Annotated in this window: 17 protein-coding genes and 5 pseudogenes; 18 read left to right on the top strand and 4 right to left on the bottom strand. The window is 41.0% G+C overall.

Translation table 11 applies throughout. The annotated features are described in order from the left end of the window. Positions 1-25: 25 nt before the first annotated feature. From DXB15_RS07470 to DXB15_RS07460, 3 genes are all read left to right on the top strand, one after another. Positions 26-787: an ABC transporter ATP-binding protein gene (locus DXB15_RS07470; RefSeq protein WP_109215212.1), complete on the top strand. Its 762-nt coding sequence runs from the start codon at positions 26-28 to the stop codon at positions 785-787. Beyond that, on the top strand, positions 774-2,543 hold the full coding sequence (locus DXB15_RS07465; RefSeq protein WP_118702499.1) for an ABC transporter permease: 1,770 nt from the start codon (positions 774-776) through the stop codon (positions 2,541-2,543). The genes DXB15_RS07470 and DXB15_RS07465 overlap by 14 nt, the downstream gene beginning before the upstream one ends. A gap of 78 nt (positions 2,544-2,621) precedes the next feature. Beyond that, positions 2,622-2,999 carry a translation elongation factor Tu domain protein gene (locus DXB15_RS07460; protein ID WP_021748087.1) on the top strand — a complete coding sequence of 126 codons (378 nt, stop codon included), beginning with the start codon at positions 2,622-2,624 and terminating at the stop codon, positions 2,997-2,999. Between the two features lie 627 nt (positions 3,000-3,626). On the opposite strand, the gene DXB15_RS07450 is transcribed toward DXB15_RS07460, so the two are convergent. Continuing rightward, positions 3,627-4,382 carry a 4Fe-4S binding protein gene (locus tag DXB15_RS07450; protein ID WP_109215209.1) on the bottom strand — a complete coding sequence of 252 codons (756 nt, stop codon included), beginning with the start codon at positions 4,380-4,382 and terminating at the stop codon, positions 3,627-3,629. 103 nt (positions 4,383-4,485) lie between these two features. Between DXB15_RS07450 and DXB15_RS07445 the strand changes: the two genes are divergently transcribed. The 8 genes from DXB15_RS07445 (at position 4,486) to DXB15_RS07410 (ending at position 11,746) form a co-directional block, all read left to right on the top strand. Further along, positions 4,486-4,956 carry an RrF2 family transcriptional regulator gene (locus tag DXB15_RS07445; protein ID WP_242979811.1) on the top strand — a complete coding sequence of 157 codons (471 nt, stop codon included), beginning with the start codon at positions 4,486-4,488 and terminating at the stop codon, positions 4,954-4,956. A gap of 248 nt (positions 4,957-5,204) precedes the next feature. Then, positions 5,205-5,564 carry an ArsR/SmtB family transcription factor gene (locus tag DXB15_RS07440; protein WP_015512809.1) on the top strand — a complete coding sequence of 120 codons (360 nt, stop codon included), beginning with the start codon at positions 5,205-5,207 and terminating at the stop codon, positions 5,562-5,564. A 59-nt stretch (positions 5,565-5,623) separates the two neighbouring features. Beyond that, positions 5,624-7,978 carry a heavy metal translocating P-type ATPase gene (locus DXB15_RS07435; protein ID WP_118702498.1) on the top strand — a complete coding sequence of 785 codons (2,355 nt, stop codon included), beginning with the start codon at positions 5,624-5,626 and terminating at the stop codon, positions 7,976-7,978. 16 nt (positions 7,979-7,994) lie between these two features. After that, complete coding sequence (locus DXB15_RS07430; RefSeq protein WP_008703789.1) at positions 7,995-8,513, top strand: DUF6921 family protein; 519 nt, start codon at positions 7,995-7,997, stop codon at positions 8,511-8,513. A 10-nt stretch (positions 8,514-8,523) separates the two neighbouring features. After that, complete coding sequence (locus DXB15_RS07425; RefSeq protein ID WP_009203875.1) at positions 8,524-9,063, top strand: hypothetical protein; 540 nt, start codon at positions 8,524-8,526, stop codon at positions 9,061-9,063. Then, complete coding sequence (locus tag DXB15_RS07420) at positions 9,060-10,604, top strand: FAD-binding protein (RefSeq protein WP_118702497.1); 1,545 nt, start codon at positions 9,060-9,062, stop codon at positions 10,602-10,604. Before DXB15_RS07425 ends, DXB15_RS07420 begins: the two co-directional genes overlap by 4 nt. After that, entirely contained in the window at positions 10,601-11,311 is a 711-nt protein-coding gene (locus DXB15_RS07415) for a succinate dehydrogenase/fumarate reductase iron-sulfur subunit (protein ID WP_330427487.1), read from the top strand. The genes DXB15_RS07420 and DXB15_RS07415 overlap by 4 nt, the downstream gene beginning before the upstream one ends. A 135-nt stretch (positions 11,312-11,446) precedes the next feature. Further along, the gene (locus tag DXB15_RS07410; protein ID WP_118702495.1) at positions 11,447-11,746 is read left to right on the top strand and encodes an ArsR/SmtB family transcription factor; all 300 of its coding nucleotides are present in this window, start codon (positions 11,447-11,449) and stop codon (positions 11,744-11,746) included. Positions 11,747-11,842: 96 nt separating this feature from the next. Here the strand turns inward: DXB15_RS07410 and DXB15_RS17875 are convergent. The 3 genes and pseudogenes from DXB15_RS17875 to DXB15_RS17245 all read right to left on the bottom strand — a co-directional run. Further along, a pseudogene (locus DXB15_RS17875) lies at positions 11,843-11,908 on the bottom strand (DUF3847 domain-containing protein); the annotation flags it as partial. A gap of 185 nt (positions 11,909-12,093) precedes the next feature. Next, positions 12,094-12,774 (bottom strand): DUF6619 domain-containing protein, encoded by a 681-nt coding sequence (locus DXB15_RS07400; protein WP_118702494.1) that lies wholly within the window; start codon positions 12,772-12,774, stop codon positions 12,094-12,096. A gap of 71 nt (positions 12,775-12,845) precedes the next feature. Next, positions 12,846-13,120, bottom strand: a pseudogene (locus tag DXB15_RS17245) (DUF6061 family protein). Positions 13,121-13,176: 56 nt separating this feature from the next. Here DXB15_RS17245 and DXB15_RS07390 point away from each other — a divergent pair. The 7 genes and pseudogenes from DXB15_RS07390 (at position 13,177) to DXB15_RS07360 (ending at position 19,496) form a co-directional block, all read left to right on the top strand. Next, the gene (locus DXB15_RS07390) at positions 13,177-13,572 is read left to right on the top strand and encodes a hypothetical protein (RefSeq protein ID WP_147404778.1); all 396 of its coding nucleotides are present in this window, start codon (positions 13,177-13,179) and stop codon (positions 13,570-13,572) included. A 324-nt stretch (positions 13,573-13,896) separates the two neighbouring features. After that, positions 13,897-14,799 (top strand): annotated as a pseudogene (gene dnaN, locus DXB15_RS07385) (DNA polymerase III subunit beta); the annotation flags it as partial. Between the two features lie 14 nt (positions 14,800-14,813). Beyond that, positions 14,814-16,535 (top strand): annotated as a pseudogene (locus DXB15_RS07380) (VirB4-like conjugal transfer ATPase, CD1110 family); the annotation flags it as partial. Then, on the top strand, positions 16,535-16,885 hold the full coding sequence (locus DXB15_RS07375) for a hypothetical protein (protein ID WP_118702491.1): 351 nt from the start codon (positions 16,535-16,537) through the stop codon (positions 16,883-16,885). The pseudogene DXB15_RS07380 and the gene DXB15_RS07375, both read left to right, overlap by 1 nt. A gap of 29 nt (positions 16,886-16,914) precedes the next feature. Further along, positions 16,915-18,606 (top strand): annotated as a pseudogene (locus DXB15_RS07370) (lysozyme family protein). 92 nt (positions 18,607-18,698) lie between these two features. After that, positions 18,699-19,040, top strand: a complete 342-nt coding sequence (locus DXB15_RS07365) for an MmcQ/YjbR family DNA-binding protein (protein ID WP_118702490.1) — start codon at positions 18,699-18,701, stop codon at positions 19,038-19,040. 75 nt (positions 19,041-19,115) lie between these two features. Continuing rightward, positions 19,116-19,496 carry a hypothetical protein gene (locus DXB15_RS07360; protein ID WP_004614497.1) on the top strand — a complete coding sequence of 127 codons (381 nt, stop codon included), beginning with the start codon at positions 19,116-19,118 and terminating at the stop codon, positions 19,494-19,496. Positions 19,497-19,676: the final 180 nt, after the last annotated feature.

Raw genomic sequence — 19,676 nt, 5'->3', positions numbered from 1 at the left:
AAATTTATTATCAGGAGGAATTTCGATGTATGTATTAAATGCAAATCATATTTCAAAAAGTTATAAAACCGCAGGAGAAACTATGCGGATTTTGCAGAATGTGAATCTGCAAGTTATGAAAGGAGAAATGGTTGCTATTATGGGACCATCCGGCAGTGGAAAGACTACTCTGCTCCATGTGCTGACCGGAGTTGACACACCGGACGATGGAGAAACCGTAATAGGAGGAGAAACGTTTTCACAGCTTACGGAAGAAGAGAAGGCATTTTTTCGCAGAAAGCATATGGGAATGATTTTTCAGGATTTCCAGCTTTTGGAGAGTTTGACGGTAAAAGAAAATATATTGTTACCACTCATTCTTGAACGAAAAGAAGCAAACATCCAGCAAGAGCGTTTTTCAAGAATAGCGGATGTGCTCGGCATTGAAAAATTAGCTGACAAAGGAATTACGGAAATATCGGGAGGTCAGAAACAGAGAGTTGCGATTGGCAGGGCGCTGATCAATGAACCGGATATTATTTTTGGAGATGAGCCAACAGGAAGCCTTGACCGAAAGACCACCGGGGATGTGATGCGATGTATGAAACAGATGAATCAACGGTCTGGCATCAGCTCTCTGCTTGTGACACATGATGCTTATACGGCATCCTTTTGTGACCGGGTACTTTTTCTACAGGATGGGAATCTGGCAAAAGAAGTAAAGAAAGAGAACACTGCCGATAATTTCAGAGAAGATATATGGAAAACGCTGTGCGGTTTGGGAGGTGGAAAAGATGACCTTTTTTGATATTTCCCGAAAGATGCTGAAAGCTGGTTTTTACAAATATCGATTGTACTTTCTATGCAATTTATCTGCAACGGCATTATTCTGTTGTTTTGCAGTTATTTCCACAAACAGGACGTTTATGAATGCGTCGATTGTAAATTCATCAATATCCAATAACATTTATCTTCCATTTTTTCTGTCTGCAGTGTTTCTGGTTTTTTTTCTTCCTGTTTCGTGTCAGGCATTTCTGGCATCAAGAAAACAGGAATACGGCGTGATGTTTTCTCTTGGCATGAGCCGGAAGGAAGCGTTTAGAAACTTACTTTTTGAAAATGTGATCATATCCGTGCTGGCATTAGCAATAGCACTTGTGGCAGGAACTGTGCTGTCATTTTTATTTTTTTCCGTTATCATTTATGCAATAGATGTTCACGGAGTGCAATGGCAGTTTTGCCCGGAAGCATATAAGCTTACAGCAGTTCTATATACAGTAGTGGTGGCAGTTGCTTTTATCCTGAATGCCGGGAGACTTATGCTGGATAAAATAGGAACCCTGCTAAAAGCACAATATCGGGCAGAAAAAACAGGAAAGATCAGTACGTTCTTATGCAGACTTGCACCCAACTACATGAGGTTTCATCTGGTGGAATGGTCATTTGTCCGCAGACACAAGAAAGAATGGGGATGTAGGTATGTTTTAGCCTCTCTCATAATAGCGGTATCTGTTATGCTTACGGGGGTATGTGTGACTTTATATCCGGCTTTTCTACAGGATGCAAAAAGTTATTCTCCCTATGACATGGTGTACTCAGAAATCTATGGAATGAATCAGGTTTCAGTACAGGATGTCCTTCATATATTGGAGAAAAATGGTGTTACTGTAGAACAGGTCATTCAGCTTCCCTATATCAGAGATGATGTTTTTAATTACCTTCCTGTGACAGAAATAAACCGGGATTTTGGATGTGATTATCAGATTCAGGAAGGCGAGTTTTTGAATTTGTTTCAGTACAATCTGGAAGATGGGTATGAACATAACATACAGCCAGTATCTACTGTAACGATTTCCGGGGACAGAAAACTGCAGTCTGTTGGAACAGATGTAAAGATACTGTTTAATCAAAATCCGACCTTTGCAGATAAAACACTGATCATCAACGATTCTGATTTCGAAAAATTAAGTGCAGATATAACAGGTAGTGCTGGTATCGCAAACTTGTTTCAGTTTCAGAATTGGGAAGATTCTTATGCGGGAGTATGTGAAGTAAAAGAATATCTGCAGGAAAGCAATCAGTTGAATGAAGATGAGCAGACATATTATGAATTGTCTTCGAAAGTGGAGAAATACCAGGATGCAAAGAAATCAGGACAATTTTTATTATTTTTGATGGCATTTGTGATAGGGCTTATGATAATGGCTGAGTTTCTGTTAATTCATTCACGTATCCAGGCAGAGAAGGAAGAAAATAGCAGGGTCATTTGTAGTTTGCGAATGTTGGGAATGATAGACAAGGAAATGGTAAAGTGCCTATGCTATAAGAATTTTCTAAGATTTATACCGCCATCGGTTGTGGGAACAATCCTTTCTTTCCTGCCATCTTATTATCTGAATGAGAGTTATGGAATGGGGACGAATGGAATTCTGGCAGGAATCGTATTTGGAGTGATTTTGACAGTCGGAATATTCGTAGTGATACGCAGGTATTCTGAAAAAGAAGAAAAACTTTATGAAAGCGGTTTTATAATACAAGGAAGAGGATTTTTTGATTATAGATAAGTAGAAAAAGATTCAAATCCTGTGTATAATTAAAAGATAAAGATAGAGACAACTCGGAAGTTATAAAGGAGAAACACTATGGGATTATTTGGTAAAAGCAAAAAAGAGCGTGAAAAAGAGTATATGAACAGATTAGATGTTCCATTATGTTTAAAAGAAGACTTTGAATTGATTATTGATGATGTATTTACAATTATGGGGGTTGGAACAGTTGCCACAGGAAACATATCAACAGGAATGTGTAGAGAAGGAGAAAATGCGTGTGTTTATAAAACAAATGGAGGTGTATTAGAGACTATAATTACTACCATCGATATACATACAAAAGAACGAAAATCAAATGGTTGTGGATATAAAACAGAACATGTTGGACTTGGGTTAAGAGGAGTTTCTAAGGAACAATTAGAAAAAGGAGATAGAGTGATTGTAAAGAATGCCAATATGTATGGAATGTAATTACAAATTCCGGTTGAACAAAATCGCTGCGCGATGGCCTGCCAAGGCTGTGGCGCAGCTTTCTTTTTCTCAATAATAAAATAGGCAATGACAATTCTTACCAGTATTTGATATTGTAAAGTTACCACACAAAACAATTCAATACAGAAAGACACCACTGCCTATGAAAAGAATACCATTTGACCGCTTTTCTGACAAGCGGTTTTATTATGCTAATGCATCTCCATGTAAGCAGGGTTTTTCATTAACTACTGATTTTACATGGAGGATTTTATTATGTAGGAAGGATAAAGAAGTTGCAGAGATGATATAATGAATCGAAAAGAGTTAGAAGAATATATACGAAGCAATTATAGTGCAGAGCCCGATCATCCGTGGGTAAAATATCCGAATTACATAGTTTTCCGACATCAGAGCAATAAAAAATGGTTTGCGATTATTATGGATGTCCCCAAAAATAAACTAGGTTTACAGGAAAACGATATTTTGGATGTGGTTAATTTTAAATGACAGCATCTAAAATTCACAGGAAGAAAATGTGAGAAATTATATATTTGTCGAAATATAATAGTTAACCCTTCCAGACTAAATTATAGAATGGAAGGGTTAAAAGCATATGTTTAAGCTTTAGATAAACAGCTCATTTTCTTTTTCAACTGAGCAGGTTTTTTTGAGTGCAGCGGCAGCGACCGAAGTCATAAGCTGGCTGACCTTTCTTGCATGAACTGGGCATATGGACACGCACCTCATACAGGAGATACATTTGCTTTTGTCGGAGAGCTTCAGTTGATCTGCAGAGATAGCTCCGGATGGACATTTTTGTGCGCATAGACCGCAAGCAGTACAGGTGGCATTTGCTTTAGGAATCATTCCGACTCCTGCTTTTTTGTACGGTTTGTTGCCGGGAACTACAGGTGTTGATAATGCGCCAGAAGCAGCTTTTTCAAGAATTCGATCACCAAATTCAGCGAGTTCTTTATAATCATTCAAATTAGGTCTTCCAGCTGCGTATTTGCGGATGATAGAGTGTTCTGCTACGGCTGAGATAGCTGTAATCACCTGGAATCCGGCTGTTTGTGCGTAATCCTGCATCTGCAACAGGGTATCCTCGTAAGCACGGTTGCCATATACTGCGGTAACAACACACATTGCACCGTTTCCTTTGAGCATAGAAAGCCTTTCTAAGGCAAGACTGGGTGCTACACCACCAAAAGACGGCATCGCAATCAGGACCAGCGAATCTTTTTCAAAAGAAATTTTAGCGTAATCAGTATCCAGAAGAGTCAGATCGATTGTTTCGATTTGTTTCCAGTTTTTCGTGATTGCATTTGCAACCTTTTCTGTTCCACCAGTTGGACTGAAAATAATCCTATAATATTTCATTTTATTCCTCCTTTGGTGTAAAAAATAAAACTACATCACGGGTTCAGTATAACAGCTACATGGTGTAGTGTCAATATTTACAGCAGATGAGTGCTATGATAAAATGGGAATGAAAAAACGGAGGATTGATTTTATGCATATCAGTAATAAGTGTTCGATTGCAGTTCATTGCCTGGTATTTATAAATGAATATGGAAAAGAAAAGAAAGTGACAAGTGAACTGCTATCCCTATCAACTGGATGTAATCCAGTTACTATCAGAAACATTATCAGTGCGCTGAAGAAAGACGGAATCATAGATGTAAAACCTGGAACAGGTGGCACAACGCTGGCAGTTCCGCTTCAGGATATTTCGCTCTATAGTATTTGTTCCTCCGTAGATCCTCAAGCAATTGATAAAATGATAGGTATTCATTCCAAACCATCTCCTTTTTGTCCAGTTGGTAGAAATATTAGAAATGTACTTGATCAAACATATGACATGCTAAAAGAAAACCTTATATCCAGCATGAAAAACATCTCAATGGAAAAAATTGTGTCAGACTATCATTCACTGCTTGACAGAGATAGTTGATTGTCTAAGTAATTCGACAGATTCCAGTTTATTGGGAAGTCGCAGAGAACGAAAAATCGGAATTTACAGGAAGTGTGACAAGAAAGCCAAAACGGTATACTGGGAAAAAAAGATTAAGAAAAGAATAAAGAGCTGGTTTTAATTGTAAAATTTATGGGGAACTAACATCAGCTTATTGACATAAATTTAAAAATAAGTATAATAATAGTTGAGTAGTTGTTCAACTATTATTATTTGGAGGTGAATATATGTCAAAAACGTCTTATATTTGTAATTGCGATGTAATTCATGAGGATATTGTGAATGATGTGAAATCCAAGATGCAGCCAAAAGATGATTATATCCAGTTGGCTTCTTTGTTTAAGCTATTTGGAGATGGAACTAGAGTACAAATCTTACACGCTCTAGAACAGAGTGAGATGTGTGTATGTGATCTTGCAGTGCTACTGGGGGTAACAAAATCTGCAATTTCGCATCAGTTAAAGGCATTACGCCTAGCGAATCTGGTAAAATTCCGTAAAGAAGCACAGATAGTTTACTACTCGCTGGCAGATGATCATGTGAAAGAGATTATTGACAAGGGATTTGAGCATCTTTGGCAGAAATAATATTTTTTAATATTATAGTTGAGTAATTGAACAATTAAACAAATTATAAGGAGATTATCATGAAACGCATATTTCTATTAAAAGGGTTGGACTGTCCAAATTGTTCCGCAAAAATTGAAAAAGAAGTCGGAGAGTTGGATGGAGTGCAATCCTCAGTGGTAAATCTGATGAAGCAGACGCTTACAATCAATGTTACTCAGACAGCCGCAGATACGATAGCCAGTCAGATTGAAACGATTGTTCATAGTCATGAGCCAGATGTGGAAGTTCAGGAAGAAACCGTTATGAATGTTACAAAGAGTTATTCGTTAAAAGGATTGGATTGTCCGAATTGTTCTGCAAAAATTGAAAAAGAAGTCGGAGAATTGGATGGAGTACAATCCTCAGTTGTAAATTTGATGAAGCAGACGCTGACAATCAATGTTGCTCCAGTTGCCGCAAATACAATAGCCAGTCAGATTGAAACGATTGTCCACAGCCATGAGCCAGATGTAGAAGTTTCCGAAATTGCACAGGAATACTATATACCTGCAAAAAAACAGGATACCAATACATCCTATAACAATGAGGACAAGAAGTTGACGATTCGTTTAGCGATTGGCGCAGCAATCTATGGTATTGGTATGGCATTGACAGTTTTTGCGAAAGTGCCACTGCCTGTCGAGTTAGTTTTTCTCATTGTCTCCTATATTATTCTTGGCGGGGATGTTGTATGGCAAGCTGTGAGGAATATTTCAAAGGGACGAGTGTTTGATGAACATTTCCTGATGAGCGTTTCTACGATTGGTGCTTTTGTCATTGGTGAATATCCGGAAGCAGTTGCTGTTATGCTGTTCTATCAAGTTGGTGAATTTTTCCAGTCATTGGCTGTTGAGCGTTCCAGAAAATCTATATCAGATTTAATGGATATACGTCCGGATTGTGCTACAGTCAGAAGGAACGGAGAATTGATTACCATATCTCCTGAAAGTGTTGCCATTGGTGAGATTATTATTGTAAAGCCTGGTGAAAAAATCCCATTAGACGGTGTGGTATTGGATGGAGATTCTATGCTGGATACAAGGGCTTTAACTGGAGAATCGGTTCCGAGAAGCGTTCATAAAGGAGACGAAGCACTTTCCGGTTGTATGAATCAGACGGGTGTTTTAACGATTAAGACAACGAAAGCATTTGGTGAATCTACTGCTTCAAAGATTATTGATCTTGTGGAGAATGCGTCCAGTAGAAAAGCACCAACAGAAAATTTCATTACTACATTTGCACGTTATTACACTCCTGTTGTTGTAATCTTAGCAGCTATTCTGGCAATTCTGCCACCGATCCTTCTTGGTGGAGGTTGGACAGAGTGGATTCGCAGAGGATTTGTTTTCCTTGTGGTATCTTGCCCATGTGCATTGGTCATTTCAATCCCGCTGACTTTCTTCGGAGGTATTGGTGCGGCATCTAAACGAGGTGTTCTTGTAAAAGGAAGTAATTATTTAGAGGCGCTTAATAATGTCAGCATTATTGTGTTCGATAAAACTGGAACACTTACAAAGGGTGTTTTCAATGTGACTGATATTCTGCCTGCAAATGGATTTTCAAAAGAACAGGTTCTGGAGTATGCGGCCCAGGCAGAGAGCTTTTCTAACCATCCTATTGCAAAATCCATTCTCTCTGCTTATGGAAAAGAAATTGACCAATCAGTTATCTCTGATTACAAGGAAATTTCCGGATATGGAATCAGTGCCATGGCAGGAAAGAAGAAAGTTTATGCTGGCAATACGAAACTTATGGATTCAGAGCATGTGGAGTACACAGCCTGTGAAAAAGTTGGTACAAAGGTTTATGTAGCAGTAGATGGTCAATATGCCGGATGCATTTTGATAACAGATGAAGTGAAGCCGGACAGTAAAAAAGCAATTTCTGACCTGAAACATATCGGCGTGGAAAAAACAGTCATGCTTACCGGTGATGATGAAAAAATAGGGAAGTCTGTTGCAGAAGAATTGCAGTTGGATGAATATTATGCACAGCTGCTTCCTGACCAAAAAGTGGAAAAGGTTGAGCTTTTAGACAGTAAAAAGAGACCGGGAAGCAAATTGACTTTTGTTGGTGATGGTATCAATGACGCTCCTGTCCTTGCCCGTGCAGATGTTGGTATTGCAATGGGTGGGCTTGGTTCGGATGCGGCCATTGAAGCAGCAGATGTAGTTCTGATGACAGATGAACCGTCTAAGCTGGTGGACGCGATTGAAGTAGCAAAAGCGACAAAACAGATTGTCATGCAGAATATAGTGATTGCTCTTGGGATTAAGAGTGTGTTCCTGATTCTTGGCGCTCTTGGTATTGCGGGAATGTGGGAAGCTGTATTTGGTGATGTAGGCGTTACCATAATTGCTGTTTTGAACGCAATGAGAATTTTGAAAAAATAGGAAATGAGGTGGGAATGTGAAACGAAAACTGATTCTGTTAGTTGTTACGATTGTTTTTCTTGTAGGTTTTGGTGTCATTTTACATTCACCGCCTTCTATGATTGATGCAGTCACAGGAGCAACACCGAAGTCAAAAAAGGCGGCTCAAGCCTCCGCACAGTTGGAAGGCTCTTATGTTCTCGGTATTAATATGATGTCAGATGGTCTCGACAACGAGAACACCCGGAATAAATTAAAAGAATTGGCACTGGACGATTCGGAAACAAATGAAACAGATCTCATGAAAACGGACATTAGTTTTCGGTTATATGTATCTGAGACGGATTATCCGCTTGTCAGTTATGCTAAGAAACTCTGTGACAGGTTGAAACAGGCCGGTTTTTCCGTAGATCTGAAAGAGTACAGTAACACAATGATGTTATCAAGAGTGGTAAGTGGAAAGTATGATGTATTCCTGGCATCGGATGATTTTATTGACGTTACAACGCTAACACAGATGGACTATATGATCATGGACAGCGAAGAAATGAGGTGAGCGGGAATTTATGAGAAAATGGAATACGATTTTGTCTGTTTTAATGCTTCTCATTTTTATGATTCATGGAATCATGGGCAGCTTTATGCTGAACGGAGTTGGAAGTAGTGCAGGGAAACTTCTTGCATGGATTGGTGTTGGTATTCTTGTTGTGCATACGGTGATTGGTGTCATCCTGACAGTTCAGAGTTTACAGACAGCGAAGCAATCAGGAAAAATGTATCTGAAACAAAACGTCATATTTTGGGCGAGACGAGCCAGTGGGATGGCAATACTGATTCTGCTGTTATTCCATATTGGCTTGTTTGGAAAGGTGCAGAATGGGACATATATTTTGTTCCCTTTTACAACGGTAAAGATGGTAACTCAGCTTTTGTTCGTAGCGGCAATCTTTGTTCATATTTTTATCAATATCCGCCCATTGCTCGTATCACTGGGAATCATCAGTTATAAAGAACGAAGGAGTGATATTTATTTGATCCTTTCGGTGCTTCTTCTTTTTATAGCGGGAGCGGTTATTTTATATTATATTGGGTGGCAATATCTATGAGTAAGACAATTATTATTATAGGTGCTGGACTGGCAGGACTTTCAGCGGCTTTGCAGGCAGCGGAAAATGGATGCAATGTAAAACTGGTTTCCTCCCTTCCGTCAGAGCGGGCACAGTCTGTTATGGCGGAGGGCGGTATCAACGCAGCTTTGAATACAAAAGATGAAAACGACAGTCCCGAAGAACATTTTACAGATACAATAAAGGCAGCATGTGGTCTGGCTGATCCAAATGCAGTTTGGGGAATGACACAGGCAGCACCGGAGCTGGTGCACTGGCTGCTAAAACTTGGAGTTAAATTTAACATGAGTGGCTATGATGATGTGGATCTGCGGAATTTTGGCGGGCAGAAAAAGAAACGGACTGCTTTTGCACAGAGCGATACCGGGAAGCAGATCATGACAGCTATGATAGACGCTGTTCGCAGGAAAGAAGCATCTGGTATGGTAGAACGGTTCAGCCATCATTCTTTCCTAACACTTCGTCTGTGTGGCAATATTTGTTGTGGCTGCGTAATCAGGGATGAATACAGTCAGGAGACTGTGGAATTACCGGGGGATGCGGTTATTGTTGCCACCGGTGGTATGCACGGATTGTTTGGGAATACAACGGGTTCGCTGAGCAATACAGGAGAAGTCACCGCAGAATTGTTCCGGCTTGGTGTTCCTCTGGCAAATGGCGAGATGATCCAGTATCATCCGACAACTGTGAAATGTGGTGGAAAACGCATGCTCATCAGCGAGGCGGCCAGAGGGGAAGGTGGCAGGTTGTTTGCCATGAAAGATGGAAAACAATGGTATTTCATGGAGGAAAAATACCCGGAGCTTGGAAATCTGATGCCACGAGATATTACCGCCAGAGAGATATGGAAGGTCAGCCATGAATCAGAGGTATTTCTTGACATGACGGAAATATCGGAGGAGATTATTTCAAATAAGCTATCTGGTCTGGCAGACGATTGTATGACCTATCTGCATAAAGATATACGAAAGGAACCGGTGTCTGTTTTACCGGGAATTCACTATTTTATGGGAGGCATTCTGGTGGATGAGCAGCACAGAACGCCGATTCAGAATCTTTGCGCTGCCGGAGAATGCTGTGCCCAATATCATGGTGCCAACCGCCTTGGTGGAAATTCTCTGTTAGGAGCGTTATACGGAGGACGTGTTGCGGCAAAATCAGCATGCGAACAGGCAGATGTAGTAGATCTATCTTGTACGACACAGATAGATTTTCCACCAGCGTCTCAAATTTCAGAAATAAAGCAATTAAACAAAGTGATGCAGGAGACTATGGGCGTTGTCAGAAATGAGAATACGTTGTTAAATGGGATTCAAACGGTACAAGCGCTGACAGGAAATCTTCCATTGCTTGGCATGGCAGTTCTAAAGAGTGCTCTTGCAAGAAAAGAAAGCCGTGGTGCACACTGGCGGGAGGATTATCCGAAGAGCAATGACGATGATTACCTTAAAACAACGGTAGCCAGATTTGATGGAAAGCAGATACAGATTTCCTTTGTACCTGTTCCAGAAAGGCGGTGATTCACTTGGTATATAAAATAAGAATCAGGCGGCAGGAGAGTCAGAAATCAGACAGTTATTGGCAGGAATTTGAGTATGACGGAAGCAAAAGCAGCTCTGTTGCCACTGTTCTAAAGGAATTGAACAGTAGAACCCCTTTGAAAGATAACTCAGGAAATATAGTTACTCCAATCAGCTGGGAATGTAGCTGTATGGTGCGAAAATGTGGGGCTTGCGCCATGCTGATTAACGAACGTCCGAGGTTGGCATGCTCTACATTTCTACATACGTTAAAAGGTTCTACAATCATCTTGGAACCTTTAAGCAAATTTCCGCTTGTAAGAGATTTGACCGTTGACCGGTCAAATCTGTTTGAAAATTTGAAAAAACTGAACCTTTGGCTTGAAAGTGAAGCTTATATGAGTTCGTGGACACATGAACCGAGATACCAGTCGGCACGCTGTCTGATGTGTGGCTGTTGCCTTGAAGTGTGTCCTAACTTCTCTGCAAATGGGGCTTTCGCAGGCACTGTTGCTGCAGTCAACGCATTTCGGATTCTGAATGAAGAACAGGAAAGCACTCATTTGAATGAGATTTCTGCTGAATATAAGAAGAGATTTTTTGAAGGATGCGGGAAGTCGTTATCTTGTCATGATATTTGTCCGATTGGTCTGCCTGTGGAAGAACTGCTTGTAAGGTCGAATGCAGCGGCTGTTTGGGGTAAATAAAATGGATGATAAAAGCTATAATGAATGTATGAAGAGAATCAAAAACTTGATTCTCTTTTTTAAAATACATACATTTACAAATATCTATGTATATATCATATTGAACATAGACAATGATCAATGTGAGGTGTCAATATGAATGCAATGGATGTGGCTTTGATATGCAAGGCTTTGGGCGATGCGAACCGGCTGGAAATTGTACAGATGCTGTCGGATGGAGAAAAGTGCGGGTGTAAACTTTTGGAAAGATTTGAAATTACCCAGCCAACTTTATCCCATCATATGAAGATATTGGTAGGATGCGGCCTTGTGAATGATCGTAAGGAAGGAAAATGGCATCACTATTCTTTGAATTGTGGGACATTGATGAATTACAAACACTTTATAGAATCCCTTACTTGCCTTGGATGCGGTGACGGGGATTGTTGTAAATAATTTAAGGAGAGCAGATATCATGAAAAAAGAATCAAATTCAGGAGATTCCTCGTTGGTCATGCCCTTTGCTTCTGGCACAATACTTTCAAAGACTGCGCCCCGGACGATAAGGCGGTGGCTGCGCGTTCTGCGTTCCTCTTTGAATAGCTTCTGACGCAACATCTTTTCCCGATTTTCAAACTGCCGGATTTTCTTCTTTTCCCCCCTCAATCTCGGCTTGCAGCTCCTCGCGGGTTTTCTCTCTTGGCTTTGTCATGGGTGGTCGCTCCTTTCTGCTCATAGGCATAGAAAAAGGACAGTCGATTTTCTCGACTGTCCTCTCGGATTGGTTATGTAATTGTAAAATGTTATTTTTCATTAAACTTTTGAATATCTCCGTAATCTTTAAGCTCACTATTTTCAAAAGCTTGTTGTAAATTATCGCTATCCAAAAACAACACATTTCCACTTGAGGTCAAGGGCAACATACAAGAATCAGCTTTCAGTATTTCCGCCGGATTGTCTATTAGCATAACCAGAGGATTTTTTGCTTCTATCGGCTTCGCTGATCCAAGAGTTACATTTACAGGAAATGCAAGCAGACCGCCACCTTCGTATTCGTATAACCCTGTTCCTTCTGGCAATACACTTCCGTCGTTTGTCAATATCGGCATTTGACTGTCTAAAAACTCTTGCATACTTTTTGATAAGCTGCTATATTCTATGGGTTTTAATTTGCCAGAATCGCCAAAGTTTTCAATCCATTTGGGATTTGTAAACACCAAATGGTCATAATCTCCCAGCACGGCAGAAAGTTCAATAGCGCTATCTACTACATAGGAGAGGAGCAAATTGTCCTCTTGGTCAGATAGCAAATTGCTTCCAGCAGTTATCAGTTCTTCATCTTCGCATACTGTATCTATGTCAGTATATTCTATATAGCTAATTCCGGTCATGTCATATTCGGAAAGCTTATTTGTATTTCCGCACCCGGTTAAACTAATCACAAGTGCTAATGCAGACATGATTATAATGTTGTTATATTTCATAGATTCCTCCATTTTCTGTTTGTTGCCCATTAATTAAAGAAGTATAACACAAACTTATGAACAAATCCACATCATTTCAGCCTGTCGGCAGCATCGTGTTCTCTGGCATACTCCCACGCCGCCTCTCGGCGTTCTTCACTGTATGAGGCGGTCAGATGGAAAGAGAAAACGTCAAGATATAACTGGGCATATTCTAATGGCTCATCAATGGCAAGTGCGTTTAATGTGCACAATCCGATCCGGGAGTGGTCTTTAAGTTCTTCTCAGCTTCCTAACAGTCAATGCGAAGCGTATAACCATCAATGCTGTTCCTGTGTGGATTGTATTCTGCAAATATTTTTATCATCGTATCGAATCTCCTTATCATTCAATCAAGAGGAAGCATTAGAAAAAGCATCTACGTTGTTGGAGCAGTTGTATGGGATTGATACGGATACGCTTGCAGTCGAAACAGAATATGATCAGGCATTAGACGGAAATGGAGAGATATTTACAACAGATCATATTACTTATCGGGATGAAGCGGCAGGTATTTCCTATATGGTATCCGTAAATCTGCAGAATGGAGAAATAAAGACTGTTTCAGCAGAAAAAGACACTGGTTCAAATTATTCCAAAGAAATAGCGGAAAATGCAGCACAGTACCAGGGACTTTCTTTGGATGCAGAGAAGATGGCGCATGCATACATGGGAGAAAATGCTGTGTGGACTGCAAAACAGATCGAATATATGCGAGATGAAAAGCAGATGCTTGGAACAGATAATAGCAGACGTAAAGTAGTAAAAAACATTATATGAAAATACGACAAAAAGTGGCAGGAGATAAAAAACTTCTGTCACTTTTATTGTCGAATAAGCGTTAAGTTTCCTCCCAGTTCAAATCAACGTATATATCTATTAAGAGTCAATAATACATTCGATACAGAATGATTCAGTCAGGAGCGATGTCAGTTGCAGACAATAAGCTCAGTCAGTTAGAAGCAAGGTTCTCTTGCAAACAAACCCATGTGGATATAACAGGAGCAATTCTGTTCATATTAAAAAGAAAATATTCGGATATCGGAAAGCAGGGCATCATGCTCTGCTTTTTCGTATTCCCCAAAAGAAGGAGGAACAGAAAAAATGAAGATCACAATTCAAAATGGCGAGCTGGAGCAGAAAGTTGGCATTGCGCTCAAAGGTGTAAATGGCAGGAATAGCACAAAGCCAATCTTAAAATGCATCATCATCAAAGCGAAAGAGGATGAAATCCTGCTGGAAGCTACCAACCTGGAGATTGGATTACGGGTGAAGATAGACGGAACGGTAGAAGAGGAAGGATGCTGTGCGATTGATGGAAAATCACTGGCAGACATTTCCAGAAAAATGCCTGACGGTGATGTGGTAATTCAATCGGATGAAAAAACGGCTGTGATATCCGGGAAAAAGGTGAAGATCAAACTGCCAGTCAGCGATGTCGAGAGCTTTCCAGGACTTCCGGATCTGACAGAAATGAAAGTGAGTTGCAGCGTTTTACAGGGAGCGTTGAAAGATGCCTTAAATGGTGTACTATTTTCGATTGCAGTTACAGAAGTAAATCAAATGCTGTCGGTGGTACATGTTAAGTGTGAGGAAGGGCAGATGCGTCTGACCGGACTGGATGGTCATCGGATCGCAATCCGGGCGCTGGAGGTACAGACCGAGGAAATGGAATTAAATCTTCCGGGAATCCCATTAAAAGAGATCGCCAAGCTGTTAAATAGTGAGGAGCAGAAAGTAGATCTGTGTGTGACGGAGCATCTGGCTTGCTTTCTGATGCCAGATGTCTGGGCATCTATGCGGCTGGTTGAGGGAAAATATTTTGATCTTTCTGCATTCCTGCAGGATAAGACAAACAGGAATATCAGAATCGATAAGACACAGTTAAAAGACAGTGTTTCCAGGGCGTTACTGCTGTTGGCAGATAAGGTGCAAAAGCCATTGGTCGTACAGGTTGCGGAGAATAAAGTGACACTGGAAGCTGCGACCACAGCAGGGGAAATGTCAGAGTCAATCAATGCCGTAAGGGAACAAGTTTCAAGGACTGGATGTGTCCGGATTCTATGGAATTTGAACGTGACCATTTTAAAATCGGTGACAGGTACGGAAGAGTCCTGTATATGCAGGATTATGCAAGTTATGTCAAAGATGACATGATTTCAGAACTGTGTGACTTCAGCCGGAATCTGATGTTGTCGATTGACATCCTGCCAGTCCCTACGGATGAAGCAGTAAGGGAAATCCAGAACCGACTGCTTGGTGTGGAAACAAATGTGACCAACTGGCAGAGAAGACAGAATGCAAACAATAACTTTTCTGCCATCGTCCCATACGATATGGAGTTGCAGAGGAAAGAGACAAAAGAAATGCTCGATGATCTGACAACCAGAGACCAACGGATGATGTTTGGAATTCTGACGATGGTACATCTGGCAGACAGTAAAAAACAGCTGGATTCCGATACAGAACTGCTCCTGTCGGTGGCAAGAAAGCATCTGTGCCAGATGTCAACACTGAAGTGGCAGCAAGTGGACGGACTGAATACAGTGCTCCCGTATGGACTGCGTAAGATCAATGCGCTGCGTACACTGACAACGGAATCTACGGCTGTTTTAATTCCGTTCCATACACAGGAAATCCTGCAGCCGGGAGGCATCTATTACGGGCAGAATGCAGTCAGTAAGAATCTGTTGGTAGCCGACCGGAAGAAACTGATGAATGGAAACAGTTTCCGATTAGGTGTCAGTGGATCAGGAAAGAGTTTCTCGGCAAAAGAAGAGATCGTGCATCTGGCATTGAGTACCGATGATGATATCCTGATCCTTGACCCGGAGTCCGAATTTACAAAATTAGTAGAGGCTCTGGGCGGACAGGTTGTAAAAGTATCTGCGACATCAGACAATCACCTGAATGCAATGGATATGGACGCAGCCTACGGCAATGAAAAGAATCCACTGATTGAAAAATCGGAGTTTATCCTGTCTGTGTTCGAGCAGTTGGTTGGAGCAGGAAATCTGTCGGCAAAAGAAAAGTCGATTCTGGACCGCTGTGCTGCAGATGTGTACCGGGATTATATCCGAAGTGGTTATACCGGAGAAGTTCCGACATTGAAAGATATGTACCGACAGCTGATGTTACAGCCGGAAGAAGAGGCAAGAGGACTGGCATTATCATCTGAACTTTTTATCAATGGAAGCCTGAACACCTTTGCACAGCCGACCAATGTGAATAAGAAGAACAGGATCATGGATTATGACATCCGAGAACTGGGGGAACAGCTGATGCCGCTTGGAATGCTGGTTACCTTAGACAGTATTTTCAACAGGGTAATTCAGAACTGGAAAGAAGGAAAAACGACATGGATATTTGCCGATGAGTTCTATCTGTTATTCCGCTATGAATACAGTGCAAATTTCTTCTACCGACTTTATAAGAGAATCAGAAAATACAATGGATTCGTGACAGGTTTAACCCAAAATGTTGAGGAACTTCTGAAATCGGACACTGCAAGACTGATGTTGGCAAACAGTGAGTTTTTGATTCTTTTGAATCAGGCAAGTACAGACAGGGAAGAACTGGCAGCTCTTTTGAATATTTCCGAAAACCAACTGTCCTATATTACAAATGTATCGGTTGGTAGTGGTCTGATCCGTTGCTCTGGAAATATCGTACCATTTGAGAATACGTTCCCAAAGAATACAGACCTTTATAAACTAATGACAACAAAACCGGGAGAATCATAATGAAGAAAAAAGAAGAAGTAACGATAACTTTTTATGCTGCAGAGTGCGGTGAGTTCCATGATTTAGGAGAATATACAAAATGCAGAACGTTGGAAGAGGCATATAAAAAGTACCAGAAATATTGTAGAACATCTGCCAATATGTGTCCGGCTATTGAGTTTTCTATCCATGATCCGTACTCTATTTATTCGGATATGGAATATCCATTGCCGTTGTCATCAAAAGACAGGGGTGATTTGGAGCTTGTGCCATATTACAACGAGCATCCACTGGTAAATGAAGCAATCAGACAGTTGGAGCAGTTGCAGAAACAGCAGGAAAAAAAGAAACATCGGGATGTTGCCCGATGAGATAAGAGATACGGAAAGAGGGTGACCGGATGAGAGATATCAAGGAACGGGTAAGGGATAAGAATCCGAAGATTCGAAATCCGGCTGCCCGGCTTCCGAAAGAACTGGTACGCTCGGCTGTACTGGAAGCAAAAGAAAAGCCAAGGGAACTACATGAGAAAAGCAGTGGTCAGTCAGACTCTCCAACACAGTATGGCATTGAAAAAATAGAATCCGTACAGTACAGGGCGGCGAGTGTGGCAGGAAAAACCATAGGGAAAACCACATATCGAGGTGGGAAAAAACTTGCCGGAGTGACCTACAGGAAGATAAAGGAAAGAAAACGCAGACAGGAAGAAGCGAAAGCTGCCGAAGAAGCAATGGAGCAGGGGGCAGAAAGCGGAAAGAAATTGATCAAGCTGAAACCGGAGCAGGCAGCACTTGCCAAAGAAAACGGTAAACGGCAGGTAAAAGCAGCACCGAGAGTGGTAAAAGTATCTGGTCTGTCTCAAGAAAAAATCAAGACACAGGCATCCGTACAGACACAGCAGGTGGAAAAGAGCCTTCAGGCGATGCAGAAAGCAAGAGCAGTCCAGATGGCAAGAAAATCAGCACAGGCATCGACAGAAAGTGGAAAAGCAGTCCTTCAGGTAACAGGAAAAGGCTCAAAGTTATCCGTAAAGGGAATTACAGCAGTGATTCAAAAAGGGGTAGTAGCTCTTGAAAAAATGGGAAAATGGATTGCTGCCGGAGGCGGTGCATTTCTTCTGGTATTTATTCTGATTGCAGGAATCATTGCAGGAGCAGCCTTCAGCAGTAGTTCGGAAAACTCCGAATCTCTAAGTGATGAGGTGCTGGCTTATACTTCGGTGATACAGCAGTATGCATCCCAATATGGCATTCCAGAATATGTGTCTGCGATACAGGCGATTATGATGCAGGAATCCGGGGGAAGAGGAACAGACCCGATGCAGTGTTCGGAAAGTCCGTACAATACAAGGTTTTCACACAGCCCCGGTTCTATTACCGATCCGAATTATTCGATAGAGGTGGGAGTACAGACCTTTGCAGACTGTATCAGTCAGGCAGGATGCAGCAGCCCACAGGATATGGACAAGTTAAAACTTGCATGGCAGGGATATAACTATGGAAACGGATACATAGTATGGGCGTTGCAAAGAGGCGGATACACAGAAGCCAATGCTTTACAATTTTCACAGGAGCAGGCAGCTTCGCATGGATGGAGCAGCTATGGAGATCCCGAATACGTTCCCCATGTGATGCGGTATTATTCCGGTGGCAGCCTGTTTGCTGGTTTGTTTGGAAGTCAGCAGATTGTATCGGTAGCAATGGGGCAGATCGGGAACAGTGGCGGCTAGAAGTTCTGGAGCTGGTATGGATTCGACAGCCGAGTAGAATGGTGTGCCTGTTTTGTGAGCTGGTGTGCAGATCAAAGCGGTCTGATAGCAAGTGGGAATGTTCCAAAGTTCTCATTGTGCCGTGATGGAGTGTCCTGGTTTCAGGGAAAGAATAAGTGGCAGAGTGGCGGAACAACACCGACAGCCGGAATGATCATTTTTTTTGACTGGGATCATGATGGAAACTCGGACCATGTAGGAATCGTAGAGAAATGTGAAGGTGGAAGAGTCTACACAGTGGAAGGAAACTCCAGTGATCAGGTACGGCAGAGAAACTATGTGATGGATTATGCCTCCATCATGGGATATGGGGTGATAAATTGATGGAATTGGAGAGATAAAAAATTATACTTGTAATCTGGGGAAAATTGCGACAAAATAAAGAGAAGAACTAGTGAAAAAGAAGGAATCCTCTCATGAATCAACAAGAAATATTTGAATACATCAAAAAGCAATATCCAGCCACCCCGGAGAGAATCACACAAAATGGAAAGCAGATCACAATCTTTAAAAATCAGAGAAATAACATTCCCTATGCTATTTTTTATCAATCAGACGAATCTGTAATGTCAATCATGGAAGTTCAGACAGAGTCAGATATGATAAGCAATTATATCGAAATGTATCACCTTGCTCCGGCAAAGTACATGAATCAGAAACACTGGCTGACAGTTCCAATGGATGGAACTGTCAGAGATTCGAAAGTTTTAGATATGCTTGATATGGGCTACGATATCGTTGATGAACAGGAAAAATGACAGAGAAACAAGAAATGGACAGTCGAATAGAAGAAATAAAGTGGGATGATAAATCGTGATTTAGGAGTGATATAAATGATTAAAGATTTAATGTATATTGAACTAAAAACAGGATATTCTGATGATGGTCCAGCATGGATTGGATATGTGAAAACTTCAAAAACCAAGAAAACCATTTACTTTAATGACCATGCTTTTCAAAAATATAATGGTGGTTATTCTAACTATGTAGATATTGAAAACGGCGATGAATATTGGATTTCTGGCTTGAAAAAGAGAGAGAGCAATCGTCATTGGGCCGGTCATGGGAAAATTATGATTGACCGCAGAGCTGTTAATGAATATCTTACTCTGATTGGAGAGAAAGAATTACCCCTAAATTTGTTTGAAATAATTGACATTGAAGACAGATTTCCAGTTGAAAGAGTAAATAATCTTTTGAACGACAAAGAATAAAATTTCAGTTGTCTTAATTGGATAAATCGTTGTTTGACATTCTAAGTTAATCGCGCCATATGGCTTGATTATAAATACAAAGATAAAAAAGCAATGTACATTCAGCAATGTACTAGAGCTGGTAGGTAGCCCAGCCGTCCTATGTAAATAGGGTAAGTAACCTGCCCCTCCGGGTTGTCC

Source organism: Roseburia sp. OM02-15 (genome assembly GCF_003481835.1).
GTDB lineage: Bacteria > Bacillota > Clostridia > Lachnospirales > Lachnospiraceae > Eubacterium_I > Eubacterium_I ramulus_A.
This window is presented reverse-complemented; position numbering and strand designations above follow the sequence as displayed.

What these genes read in the sequence shown, in the direction of transcription:
- DXB15_RS07460 (WP_021748087.1), top strand. Translation starts at nt 2,622, where the DNA reads ATGGGATTATTTGGTAAAAGCAAAAAAGAGCGTGAAAAAGAGTATATG.
- DXB15_RS07410 (WP_118702495.1), top strand. Translation starts at nt 11,447, where the DNA reads ATGAATGCAATGGATGTGGCTTTGATATGCAAGGCTTTGGGCGATGCG.
- DXB15_RS07375 (WP_118702491.1), top strand. Translation starts at nt 16,535, where the DNA reads ATGAAGAAAAAAGAAGAAGTAACGATAACTTTTTATGCTGCAGAGTGC.
- DXB15_RS07450 (WP_109215209.1), bottom strand. Translation starts at nt 4,382, where the DNA reads ATGAAATATTATAGGATTATTTTCAGTCCAACTGGTGGAACAGAAAAG.
- DXB15_RS07365 (WP_118702490.1), top strand. Translation starts at nt 18,699, where the DNA reads ATGAATCAACAAGAAATATTTGAATACATCAAAAAGCAATATCCAGCC.
- DXB15_RS07425 (WP_009203875.1), top strand. Translation starts at nt 8,524, where the DNA reads ATGAGAAAATGGAATACGATTTTGTCTGTTTTAATGCTTCTCATTTTT.
- DXB15_RS07445 (WP_242979811.1), top strand. Translation starts at nt 4,486, where the DNA reads ATGGGAATGAAAAAACGGAGGATTGATTTTATGCATATCAGTAATAAG.
- DXB15_RS07470 (WP_109215212.1), top strand. Translation starts at nt 26, where the DNA reads ATGTATGTATTAAATGCAAATCATATTTCAAAAAGTTATAAAACCGCA.
- DXB15_RS07420 (WP_118702497.1), top strand. Translation starts at nt 9,060, where the DNA reads ATGAGTAAGACAATTATTATTATAGGTGCTGGACTGGCAGGACTTTCA.
- DXB15_RS07360 (WP_004614497.1), top strand. Translation starts at nt 19,116, where the DNA reads ATGATTAAAGATTTAATGTATATTGAACTAAAAACAGGATATTCTGAT.
- DXB15_RS07400 (WP_118702494.1), bottom strand. Translation starts at nt 12,774, where the DNA reads ATGAAATATAACAACATTATAATCATGTCTGCATTAGCACTTGTGATT.
- DXB15_RS07435 (WP_118702498.1), top strand. Translation starts at nt 5,624, where the DNA reads ATGAAACGCATATTTCTATTAAAAGGGTTGGACTGTCCAAATTGTTCC.
- DXB15_RS07465 (WP_118702499.1), top strand. Translation starts at nt 774, where the DNA reads ATGACCTTTTTTGATATTTCCCGAAAGATGCTGAAAGCTGGTTTTTAC.
- DXB15_RS07440 (WP_015512809.1), top strand. Translation starts at nt 5,205, where the DNA reads ATGTCAAAAACGTCTTATATTTGTAATTGCGATGTAATTCATGAGGAT.